The organism is Vibrio bathopelagicus (assembly GCF_014879975.1).
GTDB lineage: Bacteria > Pseudomonadota > Gammaproteobacteria > Enterobacterales > Vibrionaceae > Vibrio > Vibrio bathopelagicus.
The window spans coordinates 812,284-830,743 of the sequence record NZ_CP062500.1; the positions used below are offsets into that span (position 1 = coordinate 812,284).

Below are 18,460 nucleotides of genomic sequence, written 5' to 3' on the forward strand. Positions count from 1 at the left end.
TGAGTTATTAAGTGTCGTATTGATGCTAAAGCGTTCGCCTTTCTATGATCGCGTCGCTTGATGAATCAAATGTCTTGCACCTGATTGTACCTAATTCTATTCTGTAGCTCCTATAGAAAAGCACTCCAAAAGTATGAATAAGTCTGAGCTTCGACAAATAATTTTAGAGCAACTCGAATCACGGTTACGCATCGCACAATCTGCGACTCAGCGAGCTATTGATGCTGCCACCGATGAAGAGACCGTGCCAGAGCACAAATACGATACATTGGCGTTAGAAGCCTCGTATCTTGCGCATGGACAAGCGATGCGAGTTCAAGAGTGTGAAGAGGATATCCAGTGTTACCGAAATCTCGTATTACGAGACAGTGAAAGAATCACCGTCAGCAGCTATGTTGTGGTCATTGACGAACATGATGAACATAAGCACTTTTTCCTGGGGCCAAGAGTAGGGGGGCTTTCTATTACGTGGCACGAAAATGAGATTGCGATAGTGACAGCAAATGCACCATTTGGTCAGGCTCTAATGGGTAAAGAAGTCGGTGATGAGGTTGAGTTTAGGGTCGCTGATAAACAGTTCTGCTATGAAGTGGTATCGATTGACTGAATGACAAGCTTAGAAATATAAACGTTTTTCTGACAAAGAAGCATAAACTAGCGGTATAGTCATTGGGCAGATTGATGAGAGGGTGTTATGAAAAAAAGCGTATTAATTGCATCATTAACAGTGGCTACCGCTGTTGTGAGCCTGCCAACTTTTGCAGCTCAGTGTCGAGTTGATTTGAAAAATGAACTACGAATTGATGAGCAGAAAGTAGAAATCCATCAAGTAAACGGTGATACAGCGATTCTTGATGGCAACAATGATCTTTATATTCATGGTGAAAAGGTCGCACTTGATGCCGACCAACAAGCGGCAATTGAAAAATACCGCGACAGCATGAATGAGTATTTACCACGCGCAAAACAAATGGCGAATGACAGCTTGGCTTTGGCGAATGATGTTATTGATGACATCGCGGCCAGCCTAGATTCTCCAGAGTCGTTTGATAATGTAAAAGAATCAATGAAAACGTACTTTGCTGAATTAGAGGCTCGATATTATAAAGATGGCGAGTTAATCTTACCGGCTGATAGTTTCGATTCGATGGCGAGTGGTTGGTCTGAAGATTTCGAAAAGGCTAAGGAGATCTTTAACCAAGAGTTTATCTCGAGTGCCTTTAATGCGATGTCGGAAAAGATGAAGCAAGACGGCGGACTAAATCTGACCGAAATGGCTGATAGCATGGCTGAATTAAAGCTTAAAGTTGAAGAGCGAATGAAAGAGCACTCTCAACAAGTACAAGAGGAAGCGAATGAGTTCTGTGATTCTCTAGATGAGATGGCAGAGCAAGAGCAAGAGCTGCATAAAATCATTCCGAACCTAAAAGACTACCAAGTATTTACTATCTAGTCTGAGTTTCAAATTCGTCAGAAGAGCACCGATTGGTGCTCTTTTTTTATGGGTTAAATAAGCTAACGATTAATTTAGGAATGCCTCTCAATAGGCTAATCAATCGTTGTTTTGATTTTGTGTGGTCAGTTAGTCTGAATGATTGTTAATAACTTGGTCTTAAATACTAAATGGATTGTAAAAATAAGATAATTGTACATTTATTGGTTGTGCCTATCATTGCTTTTGATTACTGTACTTCTCAACTAGTTCACTGATTTTTTATGCGGGCAATATGAACCAACAATCTTCCTCTTCAAGAGAGCACTTTAGTTCTCGTTTGGGTTTTATTTTAGCAGCAGCAGGTGCGGCTGTTGGCTTAGGTAATATTTGGGGTTTCCCAACCCAAGTTGCTAGTAACGGCGGTGGCGCTTTTCTGCTTGTTTACCTAATTATGATCTTCGTGGTTGCTTTCCCAATGCTGGTGGTTGAGATGGCGATTGGCCGTCATGGTCAAGCGAATCCTGTCGATAGTATGCGCTCGTTGACGACAAATCCGTTAGGCAAGAAGGTCGGTGAATTTGTCGGTTGGATTGGATTAAGTGTTCCAAGCGCTGTGTTGGCCTTTTATAGCATTGTCGGCGGTTGGTTGATTTGCTTCCTTTTTGGCGCGGTTGCTGACCTGATTGGCTTAGAGTCTATCGCTGATTGGTTCAAAGGCTTCAGTGTTGAACGAAACGTGTTTGGTACCGTGATCTTCTATGTACTGACTATTCTGATTGTTCAAGGTGGTGTGAAGCAGGGCATCGAGAAGTGGTCGACTCGCTTAATGCCAGCGTTGTTCATTTTGTTTGGCTTACTGTTTGTTTACATCATGACGCAATCAGGCGCGATAGAAGGCCTGAAACATTACTTGGTTCCAGACTTTGAGAAAGTGTGGGATAGAAAACTCATTCTAGCGGCAATGGGACAAGGCTTCTTCTCGCTAACCATTGGTGGTTGCTCTATGTTGGTTTACGGTTCTTACTTAAGCAAGAAAGAGAACCTACCAAAAATGGCGATGAACGTGACCTTGGTTGATACCGCTGTCGCTTTTATTGCTGGCTTAGTGGTTATGCCCGCAATGTTTGTTGCGATGCAGAAGGGCGTACAAATCTACGCTGAAGATGGCTCACTATTGAGCTCTGACACGCTCGTATTTACGGTTCTGCCTTTGATGTTTGATAGCTTAGGCGTACTTGGTCAGATCTTCGCAATTGTCTTCTTCTTGTTGCTAACGATTGCTGCTCTTACTTCTTCGATTTCGATGTTGGAAGGGCCTGTAGCGCTAGTGAGTGAGCGTTTCAATACTAGACGAACACCAACAAGCTGGGTGATTGGTGGCGCTATCGCATTGTTCAGTGTAGTGATTGTTTACAACTTTGCCGCGATGTTTGGTATGGTTGCGATGATAGCGACTCAGTACCTTCAACCGGTCGCTGCACTGATGTTCTGCCTGTTTGGTGGTTGGGTATGGAGCCGAGCTTCAAAAGTGAAAGAGCTTGAACATGGTTGTCCTGATTTTCAACTTGGCTGGTTTGGTAAAGTGTGGCCAATGTATGTGAAGTTCGTGTGCCCAATATTGGTGGCGACGGTTATCTGGGCTTCATTTGGATAGTCGACCATTTAGCATCTAGATTATTAGACTTGCAGTTCAAGGCCACTCTCAATGAGTGGTTTTGTTGTTTTAGTATCGAACAAGCTTGTTTTACTCGATAGAAAAAAGGCGCTGAACATACAGTTCAGCGCCTTTTCAATTTTGGTTTAAGCAATGTGATTACTTAATTTCCATACCTTGAGCTTGCAAGTCGGCATGGTAAGAAGAACGTACAAACGGGCCACAAGCTGCGTGAGTGAAGCCTAGTTCAAGAGCAATCTCTTTCAGCTCATCAAACTCTGAAGGCGGCACGTAGCGTTCTACTGGTAAGTGGTGACGGCTTGGTGCTAGGTATTGGCCTAGTGTCAGCATAGTCACGCCATGTTCACGAAGATCTTTCAGTACTTGAACGATCTCTTCTTTCGTTTCACCAAGACCCATCATCACACCAGACTTAGTTGGGATGTCTGGGTGTTGCTCTTTGAATTTTCTTAATAGATCAAGAGACCATTTGTAGTTCGCGCCTGGACGCGCTTTGCGGTATAGGCGTGGCGCTGTCTCTAGGTTGTGGTTGAAAACATCTGGCGGGTTGTCTTTCATTAGATCAAGTGCAACGTCCATACGACCACGGAAGTCTGGAACCAGTGTTTCAATGCGAATGTTTGGATTTTGTTCGCGAATTTCACGGTTACAGTCAGCAAAGTGCTGAGCACCACCATCACGCAGGTCATCGCGGTCAACTGAAGTGATTACAACGTACTTCAGTTTCATGTCTTTAATCGTCTTAGCCAGTTTCTTCGGCTCTTCTGCTTCAGGAGCAACAGGACGACCATGGGCAACATCACAGAACGGGCAGCGACGAGTACAGATAGCGCCAAGAATCATAAACGTTGCCGTGCCGTGGTTAAAACACTCGGCTAGGTTAGGGCAAGACGCTTCTTCACAAACTGAGTGCAGGTTGTTTTTACGCATTGCTGATTTGATTTCTTGAATACGATGGCTGTCTGAAGGAAGTTTAATCTTCATCCATGCAGGCTTACGTAGAACTTCTTTCTGTTCAGCAGGCATATTCTTTACGGGAATTAATGCCATTTTGTCAGCGTCACGATATTTAACGCCTTTTTCCATTTGGATTGGTTTGCTCATGATTTTATGCTTCTGCTGTAATGTTACTGGTGGCTTGAATGTCTACTTGGTCATAGCCGAGTAGTTCTACTAGCTCTTGTATTAACTGTTGCTCAACGTTTTCTAATTCACTTGGTCCGCCTAACTGGCTTACCTGAACCATTTCCATACCTTGGTAACCACATGGGTTAATGCGTAGAAACGGAGAGAGGTCCATATCGACGTTGAGTGCAAGCCCATGAAATGAGCAGCCGCGTCGAATACGTAATCCGAGTGAACAGATTTTCTTGCCATCGACATAGACACCGGGGGCGTCAGGTCGGGCAGTTGAATTTATATTGTAAGCTTTCAGAGTGTTGATTACGAGGTTCTCTATATGAGTCACCAAATCACGTACACCGAATTTTTTGCGGCGGATGTTAATCAAAAAGTAAGCAACTAACTGACCTGGGCCGTGATAAGTCACTTGGCCACCGCGATCGCTTTGTATTACAGGGATATCGCCAGCATTTAATACATGCTCGGCTTTGCCTGCTTGTCCTTGAGTGAAGACAGGGTTGTGTTCAACCAACCAAACTTGGTCTACGTCTTCTTCTGTGCGTTCGTCTGTGAACTTATGCATGGCTTTCCACACAGGTTCGTAATCCTGACGGCCTAATTTTTTTACGATTAGCTTATTTTGCAAAGCAGCACTCCCCCAAGGATTAATAAAGTGAACGCATTATAAACGCGAAACATGATTCTAACTACAGACGGACTGCAAGGTTTTTCAACTTTCTTTGTATTTATTGAAAATTAAGTTGAATGATTTTGAGTCCGGTAGGGTGCCTCAAACAAAAACAGCGGCAATAAGCCGCTGTTTTTCATGTGTAATCGTCTATTACAGAACCATACGAACGATTTCAATGTCGCCCAGTTCTTTGTATAGCGTTTCTACTTGTTCAATTGAAGTCGCTGTAATATTGATTGAAACAGAGTGGTAGTTGCCTTTCGCACTCGGTTTTAGTGTTGGGCTGTAGTCACCAGGAGCATGACGCTGGATCACTTCTAGCACTAGCTCTGTAAGCTCTGGCTTAGCGTAGCCCATTACTTTGTAAGTGAATGAACAAGGGAACTCTAAGAGATCTTTTAGTTTTGCATCAGAATTGATGTTCATGATTAGCTCCAAAAGGCTAGACTCTCGCAAATTGGCGAAATGTCGATAAAAAGCGTGTTCGGTCAACAGACACGAGTAATAAGGCGGAATATTACGTGTAAATATCACCGAACTCAAGATCAACAAAAGCCGCACATGGCGGCTTTTGTTTCGTTAATGAGTAAATAAGTAATTTACTCATTAGGTTAGCTAGACAAGAAGTTTGTGTATTGCTTAGAACAAACCTTTAACTCGTTTAGAATAAACCTTTGAACAGCAGTACTAGGTAGTCCCATAGACGGCTAAATAGGCTGCCTTGGTCTACATCTTCAAGTGCAAGTAGCGGGTATTCAGCAACGTCTTCACCATCAACTTGGTAGAATAGTTTACCTACAACATCGCCTTTACTAATTGGTGCTTCCAGTTCTTTTTCAAGAACGAAGCTAGCCTTTAGGTTCTTCGCTTGGCCACGAGGTAGAGTAACGAAAGTATCTTCGTCGACACCTAGAGCAACCGTGTCCTTGCTACCCATCCAGATTTTTTCTTCAACGAATGTCTCACCAGCAGTATGTGGTGCCACTGTTTCGAAGAAACGGAAACCGTAGCTCAGTAGCTTTTTGCTTTCTGTTTTACGAGCGTTCGCATTTTTCGTGCCCATCACAACCGCAACTAGACGCATTTTGCCTTCTGTTGCTGAGCTTACTAGACTGTAACCTGCGTTGCTTGTATGGCCAGTTTTAATGCCATCAACGTTCATACTCTTATCCCATAACAGACCGTTACGGTTGTACTGGGTGATGCCGTTGTAAGTGAATTTTTTCTCTGAGTAGATACGGTACTCATCAGGAACGTCACGAATCAGAGCCTGACCAAGTAGAGCCATATCATAAGGCGTTGAGTATAGGTTTGGATTGTCTAGACCGTGCACGTTAGCGAAGTGCGTGTCTTTCATACCAATAGAGCTTGCCCAAGCGTTCATTAGGTCAACGAATGCGTCTTCAGAGCCAGCAATATGCTCAGCCATTGCGACACAAGCATCGTTACCTGATTGAATGATGATGCCACGGTTCAGTTCTTCAACTTTAACCGTTGTACCCACTTCAACGAACATCTTAGATGAGTCTGGGAAGTTTTTAGCCCAAGCGTTTTCGCTAATGACAACGTCGTCGTTTAAGTTGATGTTACCACGATCAAGCTCTTGGCCAATCACGTAGCTCGTCATCATCTTGGTTAAACTTGCTGGAGAAAGCTGAGTGTTCATTTCTTTCTCTGCTAGTACTTTGCCTGAATGGTAATCCATCAGAACAAAACCTTTAGCGGCGATTTGAGGTGCATCAGGTACAACAATAGGAGCGGCGAATGACGATGTAGCTATCGTTGCAGAAAGAGCAACAGAAGTAGCAAAAATCGATTTAACAAGTTTATTAGATTTAATCATTTTGAATGCAATTATTTGGTGAACTATTCATATATTAACAGAATCACTCTGTCACACCAGAGCGCTGATTACCAGAAGTAACTGTTAGATTAATTAGCGAGTTAGCGTGTGCTTTTTTATATAAGCTGACGGGTAACCCAGTAGCTTAACTTGTTCTAATTTCTCTTGAGTCAGAGCATAGTCATGAAATGGTCCAAGCATCAGACGGTAGTTGTCGTTATTTGGCTGCAAGAACGTTGCTACAGCTAGCTTTTCGCCTAGATCTTTGGCTAACTTCTCTGTTCTATCTTCATGCGGAGATGTAGCTACCTGAATAATAAATTGAGGCAAAGCAGCCTTTTTATTCGCGTCGGTTGGCATAGCCACAGTGATGACTTCTATCTCAACATTTGCTGTGCCAGTTCTCAAGACATCGAGCTTGTAAGCTGCCGCATAACTAAGGTCAATGATTCGGCCTTCGTGGAATGGACCTCGGTCATTGATACGAACAATCGTCGTTTTGTTGTTATCGGTATTTGTCACTTTTACATAGCTTGGAATAGGCAATGTTTTGTGCGCTGCTGACATGGAATACATGTCGTAGATCTCGCCATTTGAGGTTAAATGGCCATGAAATTTCTTACCGTACCAAGAGGCTTTTCCTTTCTCGGTAAACCCTTCGGTTTTTTTTACGATTTTGTAGTCTTCGCCACGCAGAGTGTAGTTAGTGTTGCCGCCTAAGCTGTAAGGTTCATACTGCGGGTGAGCGTCTTCTAAGTGCTCGACTGATATTGGCGCACCTGGCGCAATATCAGAATCAATGTCGTAACGACCTTTTTGCTCTTGGGAAGAACAACCGTTAATCAAAACCGCCAAGCCGACGATAGACAGCATTTTTTTGATTGGCAGTTCATTGACCAAAGATGTTGTTAGGGGGAATGCTTTAATAGACATCAATTAGGTCGCCTTTGAGAATGCTTTTCTGTGTGTATGGATCGACATTAAAATACCAAATCCAGCCATGAGGGTAACCATTGAGGTGCCGCCGTAACTGACTAGCGGAAGAGGGACTCCAACAACGGGTAGAATGCCACTTACCATGCCGATGTTTACAAAAATATAAACGAAGAAGCTCAGTACAATACTGCCAGCCATCATTCGACCAAATGCTGTTTGTGCTTGGCTCGCCAGAAATAAACCACGACCAATAATGAAGAGGTAGATAGCGAGTAAAAACAAAATACCGATCATGCCCCATTCTTCGGCTATTACGGCAAAAATGAAGTCGGTGTGTCTCTCTGGAATAAACTCCAGTTGAGATTGCGTGCCTTGTAGCCAACCTTTTCCGGATACCCCACCAGAACCTATCGCAATTTTACTCTGAATGATGTGGTAGCCCGCACCTAATGGATCTGATTCAGGATCAAAAAGGGTTCTTACACGAACTTTCTGATATTCACGCATCAAGAAGAACCATAGGATCGGGATGAATCCACCCAGTGCAATCGCAGCGCTCATAATTATTTTCCAGCTGATACCAGCAAGGAAGATAACGAAGATACCAGAGGCCGCAATCAGGATAGAGGTACCTAGGTCGGGCTGTTTAGCGATGAGAATAGTCGGTACAAACACCATCACCAACGAGATCGCTAAGGTTTGGAAAGTCGGTGGTAGTGAGCGTTTACCGATAAACCTAGCCAACATTAAAGGAACTGCAAGCTTTAGTAGCTCAGAGGGTTGGAATCGAACAAATCCGAAGTTCAGCCAACGCTGCGCACCTTTTGATGCTTCACCAAAGAACAACACGCCGAGTAGCAGAATAACGCCGCCTGCAAATAGTAAGGGAGCTAAGCCCTCGTAAGTGCGTGGTGAGATTTGAGCCAAGAAGATCATTACACCTAAAGATAGAGCCATACGCATTGCTTGGCGATCCATCATCGCAAGGCTCTGGCCGCTTGCGCTGTACATGATCAACAAGGCAAAGCCCATTAAAACTAGAATGCCGAGCAGTAGCGGCAGGTCGATATGTAGCCGTTCGAATAAGGCTCTATTTCGTCCAGTTGAAGGATCAAGTTTCATTATTTTATTGCCTTACTTTCATAATCTTCTGCAAGGATAATATGGTCTAAAATCCTTCTTACTACTGGGCCACCATTGGATGAACCGCCACCTGCATTTTCTAAAACAATGGTGACCACTGCTTCAGGGTTTTCAAAAGGAGCGTAACCAGTAAAGAGGGCGTGATCGCGTAAATGCTCGGCAATCTCGTCCGCGTTATACTCTTCATCTTCCTTCAGACCGAATACCTGTGCAGTACCGGACTTACCCGCAGAGACGTAAGACATCTTCTGGAATGAGCGTCTGGCCGTACCTTTTTTACCGTGGTTTACCAGTTTCATGCCTTCTTGGGCAATATCCCAGTATTTCTGTTTTACACCCGTTACAGGTGGATAGGTTTCGATTTCCGAAAGAACTTGTTCATCGAATGGACGACCGTTCTCGATAGTTGAGCGTAATAGATGAGGTGCTGTTACTTCGCCCTCATTAACCAATACCGATGTCGCTTTTGCTATCTGCATGGGTGTCGCAGTCCAATAACCTTGTCCAATACCAACGGGAATGGTGTCGCCTTGGTACCAAGGCACACGGTGTCGCGCCATTTTCCATTCGCGGGTTGGCATGTTGGCTTTACTTTCTTCGTAGATATCAATACCGGTGTAATCACCGAAACCGAACATCATCATCCATTTAGATAAGCGGTCGATGCCTAGATCAAAGGAGATTTGATAAAAGAAGGTATCAACAGATTCTTCAATCGCTTTGACGATATCAACTTTGCCGTGTCCCCAGCGAAGCCAGTCACGAAACGGTTTTGTTTTTGAATTGGGTATTTTCCAATAACCAGGGTCATTTCGTGTCGTGTTAGGCGTAATCACACCTTCTTGCAATGCTGCAACGGCAATGAAAGGTTTGATGGTTGAAGCTGGTGGGTAAATACCTAATGTGGCTCGGTTAACCAAAGGTCGATCTTTATCCTGCAATAGAGCGTTGTAACCCTTAGATGAAATACCGTGAACGAAGGCATTTGGGTCATAGCTTGGGCTTGATACCATCGCTAATACACCATTGTCTTTTGGATCGAGAACGATTGCTGAGCCTCTGCGTCCGTCGAGTAGTTTGTGTACGTATGTCTGCAGCTTGATATCGAGATTGAGCACGATATCTTTACCCGGTACCGAAGGGACAAATTTTAGAGTTCGAATTACGCGCCCGCGGCTGTTGACTTCAACTTCTTGATAGCCGGCCGTTCCGTGTAGCATATCTTCGTAATAGCGCTCAATACCGAGTTTCCCGATATCACGAGTGGCTTGGTAATTGGCGTCTTTTTCTTCTCGAACTAAGCGCTGCATATCGCGATCGTTAATTCGTGAGACATAGCCAATCACGTGGGTGAGAACATCACCATAAGGGTAGAAACGTTTTAAAGTTCCTGTGACTTCAACGCCTGGAAACTTATGTTGGTTAACTGAGAAAACAGCCACTTGCTCTTCAGTGAGCTGATTTAGAATCGGTACCGACTTAAAGCGTCGTGAATTACGACGATCACGATTAAAGCGTTCGATACGTTCAGGTGGGATCTCAATTAAGGTTTGCAAACGGATGAGCGTGTCATCCATATCTTTAATTTTTTCAGGGATGATCTCGAGGTTGAAAACCGGGCGGTTTTCAGCAAGGAGTACTCCGTTTCGATCGTAAATTAGACCGCGATTGGGCGCGATAGGCACAACCTTAATTCGGTTGTCGTTCGATCGAGTTTTATAGTCCTGATACTGGTTGACCTGAATGTTATACAGATTAACAACCAACATAGTCATCATGACTATGATCCCTATAAACGCAACAAAAGCACGGCTAGTGAATAGTCGTGCTTCTGCTTTGTAGTCACGGATTTGGCTACGTTTACGTAACATTAACGCTTATTCTCGGTGGTACGGATGGTTAGCAGTGATGCTCCAAGCTCGATACAAGCTTTCAGCCATGATAACGCGTACTAATGGGTGAGGTAAGGTCAGTGCTGACAAAGACCAGCTTTGATCCGCTGCTGCTTTACATGCAGGGGCTAATCCTTCAGGCCCTCCAATAAGGATGGAAACATCGCGCCCATCCAATTTCCAACTTTCTAATTGCTCAGCAAGCTGTGGTGTATCCCATTTTTTACCTGGGATATCAAGCGTGACAATTCGGTTGCCTTTTGGAACCGCTGCCAACATCGCTTCACCTTCTTTTTGAAGGATACGTGCAATATCAGCATTTTTGCCACGTTTACCTGCAGTGATCTCAATGAGCTCTAATGGCATGTCGTGAGGGAAGCGACGGCGATACTCTTGAAAGCCTTCTTCTACCCACTTTGGCATTTTAGTGCCAACAGCAATCAGTTGGATTTTCAACGCTTAGCTCCAAAGTTTTTCTAGTTGGTACAACTCACGATGCTCTTCTTGCATAACGTGAAGCATGCTAGTACCCATATCTAGGACAACCCATTCACCTTCTTTTTGACCGTCCATACCTAGCGGTTGTAGACCTACTTTTCTTACTTCATCTGCGACATGTTGTGCAATAGAGGCAACGTGGCGCTTAGAAGTGCCAGTACAAACAATCATGAAATCAGTCACACTTGATTTGCCTTCTACATCGATAGTTACAATCGATTCTGCTTTCATGTCGTCGGCTTTGTCTGCAAGAAAGTCTTTTAGTTCTTCACGTAACACTGGGTGTTCCTTTAATCTGAATTTAGCTTTGTTTAGGGTCTGTTGACCCTAGAATATAACACGCTTTTATGCGTGAAACGGTATTGAAGCGGAAGGGATACAAAACTCTACGCTTAACTGATGAATTAGTGGCCAAGGCGACTGCTCATATTGGGTTTTTGTCATCAATTCAGCTTGAGTGAGCAACGCAAACAGGGAGTGTAATTGAGAAATCGGAACTCTTGTTAGCGCTGCGTTATAAAGAGGTTTCTTAGATTGCCATATACGGTGCTTGTCAAAAACCTGCCCGATTGGCATCTGTTTCATTTGTTGTTGCATTTGTAATAACAGAACAAGCTCACGTTGTATGCTACGCAGTAAGATGACGGGTTCGACACCTTCGGCTTCTAACTGACGCAGAATTCTTTGTGCACGGTTGCCTTTGCCTGCCAATAACGCATCACTCCAATGGAATGGCGTAAAGTGGTTGTGTCGGCTCAATGACTCTTCGAGTCGGACTAATGTGAGCTTTCCATCAGGGTACTGAAGAGCGAGCTTTTCAAGGCTTTGAGTTAGGGCGAAGAGGTTGCCCTCGTGCCATTGAGCTAGCATTTGAATCGCTTCAGGGTCGGGCAGTAGGCCAACCTGACGACAACGTGCTTGGACAAACTGAGGTAAGCGGCTGACATCTGGAGTTAAACAGCTTACCCAATGCCCTTGGTTCGCGAGTGCTTTGAACCATTTTGCATTTTCTTGGGCTTTCGTCAGCTTAGTTCCAACCAATATCAATAAGATGTCGTTGTGAATATGCTCAGAAATTGCGAGTAACTCTTTCGCTATCGCAGCATTAACCCCAGACTCAGGCAGTTCAAGTTCGATGATCTGGCGACTTGAAAATAGGCTTAATGCTTGAGTGCAGTCATAGACTTGATTCCAATCGAGGCTATTATCAATCGCAAAACGGTGACGTTCTTTGAAGCCTTGCTCTTTGGCTGTCTTTTGAATCGCTTCTCGGCTTTCCTGTAGTAGCAAAGGTTCGTTACCAAAAATTAGGTAAACGTTACTTAACTGCTTGGCAAGTTGCTCATATAAACGATCAGCAAAAATACGCATTAAATAAACCTATTGCTCAACAGTTACGCTAGGTTCAGCATCAGCGTCGATCTCAACGTCGTCAATTTCGATGTTCTTGATATTGTACTGTTTTTCTAGCTCTTTTACTTGAACGTTCTCTAGAGCTTGTAGATCCATACTGCCGGCAGCAATGTTTGCTTTCAATCGAGCCATCTGACGAAGGATCTGGCTTGTCGCCAGCTTACGCATTTCATCTTCAATCATATCACGTTCAACCGATTTTGCGAGAGCCGTTAGCGGGTTATCTAGGTAGCTGCGAGTTACGCTTGTTGAGAATGTTTTTGAACCAATCTCAGGGATGGTTACTCGGTAAGATGCATAGAACGTCAGCTCTTTTTCTGCTGCTCGAGTGTTTTGGTAAAGAGATAGAGTACGCTCACCAACACTCTCACTAATAATGTGCAAGTTAGGTATGTTCTCAGCCGGTGGCACAATTTCTACATCATTCATACGCAGCTGGCTTTTCATCATACGTGTGAACGTACTGTATTGGTCGTAACTGGTCACAGAGATCTTGTTGAGTTCTTCCGGCACGGAGTAATCACCACGTAGGTGAAAACCACAGGCACTTAAAAGGCTAACGGTTAAAACAACAATAGTAACTTTCAATGAAGATAGGGAAATCAGGCGCATTATTTGATGGCTCTCATGAAGGTAGAATACTTATTTAAAGGCTTTAGTTCGTTCGAATTGCAGGGCTATGAATCTAAAGCGCTTAAATAAGTAGACAGGGCGGTGTCGCACCCTGTCTAAAGACTGCTGAAAACAAAATAAGTTCGCTTCAGTAGTTATATGTGCAGACTAAAGCTGGTTCGCTTTAATCTGCAACTGTTAGTTAGCCGATGTTAGTTAGCTACGATGTTTAGAAGCTTACCAGGTACGAAGATAACTTTACGGATAGTTAAGCCATCTAGGAACTTCTTAGCGTTCTCATCGTTTAGACCAAGCTCACGAACTTGCTCTTCTGTTGCGTCAGCTGCAACTGTTAGCTTCGCACGTAGCTTACCGTTGATCATTACAACGATAGTCTTCTCGTCTTCAACTAGCGCTTTCTCATCGAAAGTTGGCCATGTTGCTGAGTCTACGTTTGATTCACCAAGTGCAATCCACATTTCGTAAGAGATGTGTGGAGTCATTGGGTAAAGCATGCGAACAACTGCTTTTAGCGCTTCATCAAGAATTGCGCGATCTTGTACAGATTCTTGTGGCGCTTTCGCTAGCTTGTTCATCAGTTCCATGATCGCAGCGATGGCAGTGTTGAATGTTTGGCGACGGCCGATATCGTCCGTTACTTTCGCAATCGTCTTGTGGATATCACGACGAAGTGCTTTCTGGTCACCAGATAGCGCAGAAGCGTCAATAGATTCAGCTGCACCTTTAGCAGAGTGAGCGTGAACCAATTTCCAAACACGCTTAAGGAAGCGGTTTGCGCCTTCAACACCAGACTCTTGCCACTCAAGCGTCATGTCTGCAGGCGATGCAAACATCATGAATAGACGTACTGTATCAGCACCGTATTTGTCTACCATCTCTTGTGGGTCGATACCGTTGTTCTTAGACTTAGACATTTTGATCATGCCTGAATGCTCAACGTCGCGGCCTTGGTTGTCGACTGCCTTTTCAATGCGACCTTTTGCGTCACGGTCGATAGTCACGTCAGTTGGAGCAATCCATTCCTTCGTGCCTTTCTCGTTCGTGTGGTAGAACGCGTCAGCGAGAACCATACCTTGACATAGAAGTTGCTTGAATGGTTCATCAGACGTTACGTAACCCGCATCACGAAGAAGTTTGTGGAAGAAACGAGAGTAAAGCAGGTGCATACATGCGTGCTCGATACCACCAACGTATTGGTCAACTGGCAACCAGTAGTTTGCTTTCTCTGGATCTAGAATGTCGTCAGCTTGTGGTGAACAGTAACGTGCGTAGTACCATGAAGATTCCATGAACGTATCGAACGTATCAGTTTCACGTAGCGCAGGTTCGCCGTTGAATGTTGTTTCAGCCCAAGATTTGTCAGCTTTGATTGGGCTAGTAACGCCATCCATTACTACGTCTTCTGGAAGAATAACTGGCAGTTGGTCTGCTGGTACTGGGTGAACTTCACCGTCTTCAGTGGTTACCATTGGGATTGGAGCACCCCAGTAACGCTGACGAGAAACACCCCAGTCACGTAGGCGGAAGTTTACTGTTTTCTTGCCTTTGCCTTCAGCTTCTAGCTTGGCAGCAATTGCATCGAATGCTTCTTGGAACGCAAGACCATCGAATTCACCAGAATCGAACAGTACACCTTTCTCAGTGTAAGCCGCTTCAGAAACGTCTAGCTCAGAACCATCTTCAGGTTTGATTACTGGGATGATATCGATGCCATACTTAGTTGCGAATTCGTAGTCACGTTGATCGTGAGCAGGAACCGCCATTACAGCACCTGTGCCGTAATCCATAAGAACGAAATTCGCTACGTAAACAGGAACAACACGACCGTTAAGAGGGTGGATAGCCGTTAGGCCAGTATCCATACCCTTCTTTTCCATCGTTGCTAGTTCAGCTTCAGCCACTTTGGTGTTACGACATTCTTCAACGAATGCTGCAAGCTCAGGATTGTTCTGTGATGCTTTCTCTGCCAGAGGGTGACCCGCAGCGATACCCACGTAAGAAACACCCATTAGTGTGTCTGGACGAGTTGTGTACACTTCTAGTGGCGCTTCTTCACCGTTAACAGCGAAAGATAGCTCAACACCTTCAGAGCGACCGATCCAGTTGCGCTGCATGGTTTTAACCATTTCAGGCCAACCTTCAAGGTTGTCTAGATCGTCGAGTAGCTCTTGAGCGTACTCAGTGATCTTAATGAACCACTGTGGAATCTTCTTTTGTTCTACTGGAGTATCACAACGCCAGCAGCAACCGTCTTCTACTTGCTCGTTTGCAAGTACAGTTTGGTCGTTTGGACACCAGTTAACAGAAGAGGTCTTCTTGTAAACTAGGCCTTGTTCGTAAAGTTTAGTGAAGAACTCTTGTTCCCAACGGTAGTACTCAGGTGTACACGTTGCGAATTCACGTTTCCAGTCGTAACCAAAGCCTAAAAGTTTAAGCTGGTTTTTCATGTATTCGATGTTTTCGTAAGTCCACGGAGCAGGCGCTGTGTTATTTTTTACAGCTGCGTTTTCTGCAGGTAGGCCGAATGCATCCCAACCGATTGGCTGCATTACGTTTTTGCCTTGTAGACGTTGGAAACGAGATACCACATCACCGATGGTGTAGTTACGCACGTGACCCATATGCAGTCGGCCACTTGGGTACGGGAACATAGAAAGACAGTAGAATTTTTCTTTATTTGGGTCTTCACTTACAACGAAAGTCTCGCTGTCATCCCAGTGTTGTTGAACCTTTTGTTCAATCTCTTGCGGGTTATATTGTTCTTGCATCGATGGTATCCGGTTATCTTGGAATTTGTGAGTTCGGTTAGAACAGAATCTTACAGATCGTCATAGAATACCTAAAGGAGCTTAGTACAACAATAGTTATACCCTTCATACTTGCAGTTGCAGCGTGGTTGATTGCGTAAATTTAACCGAATTACTTAGGACAGCTATACTTAAGGGTATGAATTGCATTTGTTTGTTAGGAACTGGTCGCTTAACCGCAGCCCCGTTCACTAAGATAAAGCTTGGTCATCTTAAGGAGGTCGTTATGCCGAAGAAAAAAGCACTCTATGAAGAAGTCGTCGAAGAGGTGATAGAAACGCTGAAGCATAGTCCTGAAGAGCTTAACAACAAAATAGAAACGTCAGGTAAATATGCGAAAGCAGCCAATGACATGACCAAAGACGAACTGTCACTGATTTCGGCCTACGTGAAGTCGGACTTAAAAGAGTTCTCCGAAAGCTATGAAGAGAGTAAAGGTGGTCCATTTTATTTGATGATCACAGATTCTATTTGGCAAGGACTTTTGGATATCACTGATCGTACTAAGGTGGAATGGGTTGAACTGTTTCAAGACTTAGAACATCAAGGCTTGTATCAAGCGGAAGAGGTTATCGGGCTCGGGACACTCGTCTGTGATGAATGTGGACATCAAACCGAATATAACCACCCAACGACGATTATCCCTTGTATTAAATGTGGCTCTACAGGATTTAGCCGTAAAGCGCTTAAGCCGTAGACACTGGAATCATTGTGTCTTCAACTTTAAAGCGTAGTAATAAAAAAGGGTTGACTGAATCAGCCAACCCTAAACAACTTTTCGTCGAATCTCGAATCTCGAATCTCGAATCTCGAATCTCGAATCTCGAATCTCGAATCTAGTCTTTTCTTCTCATAAACCAGCCAGCCACCAAACTCAGCAACGCCCAGATATACAGTGGCCAAGTACCGACCACGTGATAAGGGGTTTGACCATCCGTTGAAACGAGCTCAGCTTTCAACACAGCGGTTTCAAACTGCGGTATTTGCTTGATGATTTTACCTTTGTGATCCGTTACCGCCGTTACGCCATTGTTGGTTGAACGAATCAGTGGTTTACCCAGCTCTAGAGCACGCATTTGTGCGATTTCCATATGTTGCAATGGTCCAATCGAACGGCCGAACCAAGCATCGTTAGAGAGCGTTAGAATAAAGTCAGTTTCATCCGTTACGTTTTGTCTAACTTGATCATTAAAGATGATCTCATAACACAATGCAGGTGCGAGGTGACGACCATTTGCCACGATGTTTGGCTGAACGAAATCGCCACGGCTGAATGATGACATTGGCAAATTAAAGAACGGTGCTAACGGGCGTAGGATATCCTCAAACGGCACAAATTCACCAAATGGTAGAAGATGATGCTTGTGATAGCGTTCGTTTGGATCGTAGCTGTATTCGCCATATGGATTCACACCAAGCGAGAGAACACTGTTGTAGTACTTCTTATCTTCAGATTGATTCAGCACGCCAGTAATGATTGAGCTGTTGTTCATCTTCGCTGCGCTATCTAAGTTACGTAGGAAGGATGGGATTTCAACCTCGAATGCTGGAATAGCCGCTTCAGGCCAGATGATGATATCGGCGTCCCAGTTTTCTCTGCTTAGGTCTGTGTACTTCATCATGGTTGGCCAGCGATGACTAGGCAGCCATTTGCTGTCTTGGTCGATGTTGCCTTGAATCAATACCACTGACGTTGTTTTGTCAGGGTTTGGAGTTACCCAATCGACATTGCGAAGACCAAAACCCATGCTAAATACAACAGCAGGAATGACGGCGACACTCCATGCTTTGTTGATGATCGTATAAGCGAGTGCAGAAGCCGACACAATAATCGCTAGAGTCACAAGCTCGACACCACCAATCGGTGCGAATGAACCTAGTGGAGAGTCGATTTGGCTGTAACCTAGCCATAACCACGGGAAGCCAGTCATTACCCAGCCGCGTAGCCAATCACAGATTAACCATAGTGCAGGTGCAGCAAGAAAAAATCGGCTTAGGTTATTACTCGGAAAGAATTTGTTTAAACTCCAAGTAAATAGACCGGAGTAGACTGCAAGGTAACCAACAAGCAATGCCATTAAGAATAAATTGGCAGCCAGAGGCATTCCGCCAAAGCCATCAATACTGACGTATACCCAACTAATACCAGTTGTGAATTGGCCTAAGCCCCATGCGTAACCAATCCAAAGCGCACTTTTAGGAGAGCGATTGTTGATCAGTAGCAGTAATAACGCTGGGCTGAGAATAGCAAGAGGCCATATTGAATACGGAGCGAATGAAAGGGTTGTTATAGCGCCAACAAAAACGGCCGCAAGCGGCCGTAATAGGCGATGATTAAATAGTTTAGTCATCTAATTTCTGTCATCTCTTTA

The 18,460-nt window shown here is 44.3% G+C and carries 17 protein-coding genes; 4 read left to right on the forward strand and 13 right to left on the reverse strand.

Annotated features, from left to right (window positions below; translation table 11 throughout):
* Nucleotides 1-133: 133 nt before the first annotated feature.
* The 3 genes from IHV80_RS03595 to IHV80_RS03605 all read left to right on the forward strand — a co-directional run bounded on the left by IHV80_RS03595 (nucleotide 134) and on the right by IHV80_RS03605 (nucleotide 3,089).
* Nucleotides 134-607 (forward strand): GreA/GreB family elongation factor, encoded by a 474-nt coding sequence (locus tag IHV80_RS03595; protein WP_192890087.1) that lies wholly within the window; start codon nucleotides 134-136, stop codon nucleotides 605-607.
* A gap of 87 nt (nucleotides 608-694) precedes the next feature.
* A complete protein-coding gene (locus IHV80_RS03600) occupies nucleotides 695-1,453 on the forward strand; it encodes a YggN family protein (protein ID WP_192890088.1) in 759 nt (252 codons plus the stop codon).
* A gap of 274 nt (nucleotides 1,454-1,727) precedes the next feature.
* The gene (locus IHV80_RS03605; RefSeq protein ID WP_192890089.1) at nucleotides 1,728-3,089 is read left to right on the forward strand and encodes a sodium-dependent transporter; all 1,362 of its coding nucleotides are present in this window, start codon (nucleotides 1,728-1,730) and stop codon (nucleotides 3,087-3,089) included.
* Nucleotides 3,090-3,248: 159 nt separating this feature from the next.
* On the opposite strand, the gene lipA is transcribed toward IHV80_RS03605, so the two are convergent.
* The 12 genes from lipA to leuS all read right to left on the reverse strand — a co-directional run bounded on the left by lipA (nucleotide 3,249) and on the right by leuS (nucleotide 16,049).
* On the reverse strand, nucleotides 3,249-4,214 hold the full coding sequence (gene lipA, locus IHV80_RS03610) for a lipoyl synthase (protein WP_017110197.1): 966 nt from the start codon (nucleotides 4,212-4,214) through the stop codon (nucleotides 3,249-3,251).
* 4 nt (nucleotides 4,215-4,218) lie between these two features.
* On the reverse strand, nucleotides 4,219-4,878 hold the full coding sequence (gene lipB / locus IHV80_RS03615; protein ID WP_192890090.1) for a lipoyl(octanoyl) transferase LipB: 660 nt from the start codon (nucleotides 4,876-4,878) through the stop codon (nucleotides 4,219-4,221).
* A gap of 195 nt (nucleotides 4,879-5,073) precedes the next feature.
* Nucleotides 5,074-5,352 carry a DUF493 family protein YbeD gene (ybeD, locus tag IHV80_RS03620; RefSeq protein ID WP_029223455.1) on the reverse strand — a complete coding sequence of 93 codons (279 nt, stop codon included), beginning with the start codon at nucleotides 5,350-5,352 and terminating at the stop codon, nucleotides 5,074-5,076.
* A 232-nt stretch (nucleotides 5,353-5,584) separates the two neighbouring features.
* Nucleotides 5,585-6,766, reverse strand: coding sequence for a serine hydrolase (locus IHV80_RS03625; protein ID WP_017068508.1), 1,182 nt, complete (start codon nucleotides 6,764-6,766; stop codon nucleotides 5,585-5,587).
* Between the two features lie 93 nt (nucleotides 6,767-6,859).
* Nucleotides 6,860-7,699, reverse strand: a complete 840-nt coding sequence (locus IHV80_RS03630; protein WP_192890091.1) for a septal ring lytic transglycosylase RlpA family protein — start codon at nucleotides 7,697-7,699, stop codon at nucleotides 6,860-6,862.
* A 3-nt stretch (nucleotides 7,700-7,702) separates the two neighbouring features.
* Nucleotides 7,703-8,824, reverse strand: a complete 1,122-nt coding sequence (rodA, locus tag IHV80_RS03635; protein ID WP_192890092.1) for a rod shape-determining protein RodA — start codon at nucleotides 8,822-8,824, stop codon at nucleotides 7,703-7,705.
* A complete protein-coding gene (gene mrdA, locus IHV80_RS03640; RefSeq protein WP_192890093.1) occupies nucleotides 8,824-10,716 on the reverse strand; it encodes a penicillin-binding protein 2 in 1,893 nt (630 codons plus the stop codon). The genes rodA and mrdA overlap by 1 nt, the downstream gene beginning before the upstream one ends.
* A gap of 6 nt (nucleotides 10,717-10,722) precedes the next feature.
* Nucleotides 10,723-11,193 carry a 23S rRNA (pseudouridine(1915)-N(3))-methyltransferase RlmH gene (gene rlmH / locus IHV80_RS03645; RefSeq protein WP_065104956.1) on the reverse strand — a complete coding sequence of 157 codons (471 nt, stop codon included), beginning with the start codon at nucleotides 11,191-11,193 and terminating at the stop codon, nucleotides 10,723-10,725.
* Nucleotides 11,194-11,196: 3 nt separating this feature from the next.
* Nucleotides 11,197-11,514 (reverse strand): ribosome silencing factor, encoded by a 318-nt coding sequence (gene rsfS / locus IHV80_RS03650; RefSeq protein ID WP_017104431.1) that lies wholly within the window; start codon nucleotides 11,512-11,514, stop codon nucleotides 11,197-11,199.
* Nucleotides 11,515-11,580: 66 nt separating this feature from the next.
* On the reverse strand, nucleotides 11,581-12,606 hold the full coding sequence (gene holA / locus IHV80_RS03655; RefSeq protein ID WP_192890094.1) for a DNA polymerase III subunit delta: 1,026 nt from the start codon (nucleotides 12,604-12,606) through the stop codon (nucleotides 11,581-11,583).
* 9 nt (nucleotides 12,607-12,615) lie between these two features.
* The gene (locus IHV80_RS03660; RefSeq protein ID WP_192890095.1) at nucleotides 12,616-13,260 is read right to left on the reverse strand and encodes an LPS-assembly lipoprotein LptE; all 645 of its coding nucleotides are present in this window, start codon (nucleotides 13,258-13,260) and stop codon (nucleotides 12,616-12,618) included.
* A gap of 212 nt (nucleotides 13,261-13,472) precedes the next feature.
* Entirely contained in the window at nucleotides 13,473-16,049 is a 2,577-nt protein-coding gene (leuS, locus tag IHV80_RS03665; RefSeq protein ID WP_192890096.1) for a leucine--tRNA ligase, read from the reverse strand.
* A 265-nt stretch (nucleotides 16,050-16,314) separates the two neighbouring features.
* Here leuS and IHV80_RS03670 point away from each other — a divergent pair, with 265 nt between their 5' ends.
* Nucleotides 16,315-16,785, forward strand: a complete 471-nt coding sequence (locus IHV80_RS03670; RefSeq protein WP_099167163.1) for a zinc ribbon-containing protein — start codon at nucleotides 16,315-16,317, stop codon at nucleotides 16,783-16,785.
* A 139-nt stretch (nucleotides 16,786-16,924) separates the two neighbouring features.
* On the opposite strand, the gene lnt is transcribed toward IHV80_RS03670, so the two are convergent.
* Nucleotides 16,925-18,439: an apolipoprotein N-acyltransferase gene (gene lnt / locus IHV80_RS03675; protein ID WP_192890097.1), complete on the reverse strand. Its 1,515-nt coding sequence runs from the start codon at nucleotides 18,437-18,439 to the stop codon at nucleotides 16,925-16,927.
* Between the last annotated feature and the right edge of the window lie 21 nt (nucleotides 18,440-18,460).

Coding starts and splice junctions, on each gene's coding strand:
- IHV80_RS03595 (WP_192890087.1), top strand. CDS start 134: ATGAATAAGTCTGAGCTTCGACAAATAATTTTAGAGCAACTCGAATCA.
- IHV80_RS03600 (WP_192890088.1), top strand. CDS start 695: ATGAAAAAAAGCGTATTAATTGCATCATTAACAGTGGCTACCGCTGTT.
- IHV80_RS03605 (WP_192890089.1), top strand. CDS start 1,728: ATGAACCAACAATCTTCCTCTTCAAGAGAGCACTTTAGTTCTCGTTTG.
- lipA (WP_017110197.1), bottom strand. CDS start 4,214: ATGAGCAAACCAATCCAAATGGAAAAAGGCGTTAAATATCGTGACGCT.
- IHV80_RS03625 (WP_017068508.1), bottom strand. CDS start 6,766: ATGATTAAATCTAATAAACTTGTTAAATCGATTTTTGCTACTTCTGTT.
- IHV80_RS03630 (WP_192890091.1), bottom strand. CDS start 7,699: ATGTCTATTAAAGCATTCCCCCTAACAACATCTTTGGTCAATGAACTG.
- rodA (WP_192890092.1), bottom strand. CDS start 8,824: ATGAAACTTGATCCTTCAACTGGACGAAATAGAGCCTTATTCGAACGG.
- mrdA (WP_192890093.1), bottom strand. CDS start 10,716: ATGTTACGTAAACGTAGCCAAATCCGTGACTACAAAGCAGAAGCACGA.
- holA (WP_192890094.1), bottom strand. CDS start 12,606: ATGCGTATTTTTGCTGATCGTTTATATGAGCAACTTGCCAAGCAGTTA.
- IHV80_RS03660 (WP_192890095.1), bottom strand. CDS start 13,260: ATGCGCCTGATTTCCCTATCTTCATTGAAAGTTACTATTGTTGTTTTA.
- leuS (WP_192890096.1), bottom strand. CDS start 16,049: ATGCAAGAACAATATAACCCGCAAGAGATTGAACAAAAGGTTCAACAA.
- IHV80_RS03670 (WP_099167163.1), top strand. CDS start 16,315: ATGCCGAAGAAAAAAGCACTCTATGAAGAAGTCGTCGAAGAGGTGATA.
- lnt (WP_192890097.1), bottom strand. CDS start 18,439: ATGACTAAACTATTTAATCATCGCCTATTACGGCCGCTTGCGGCCGTT.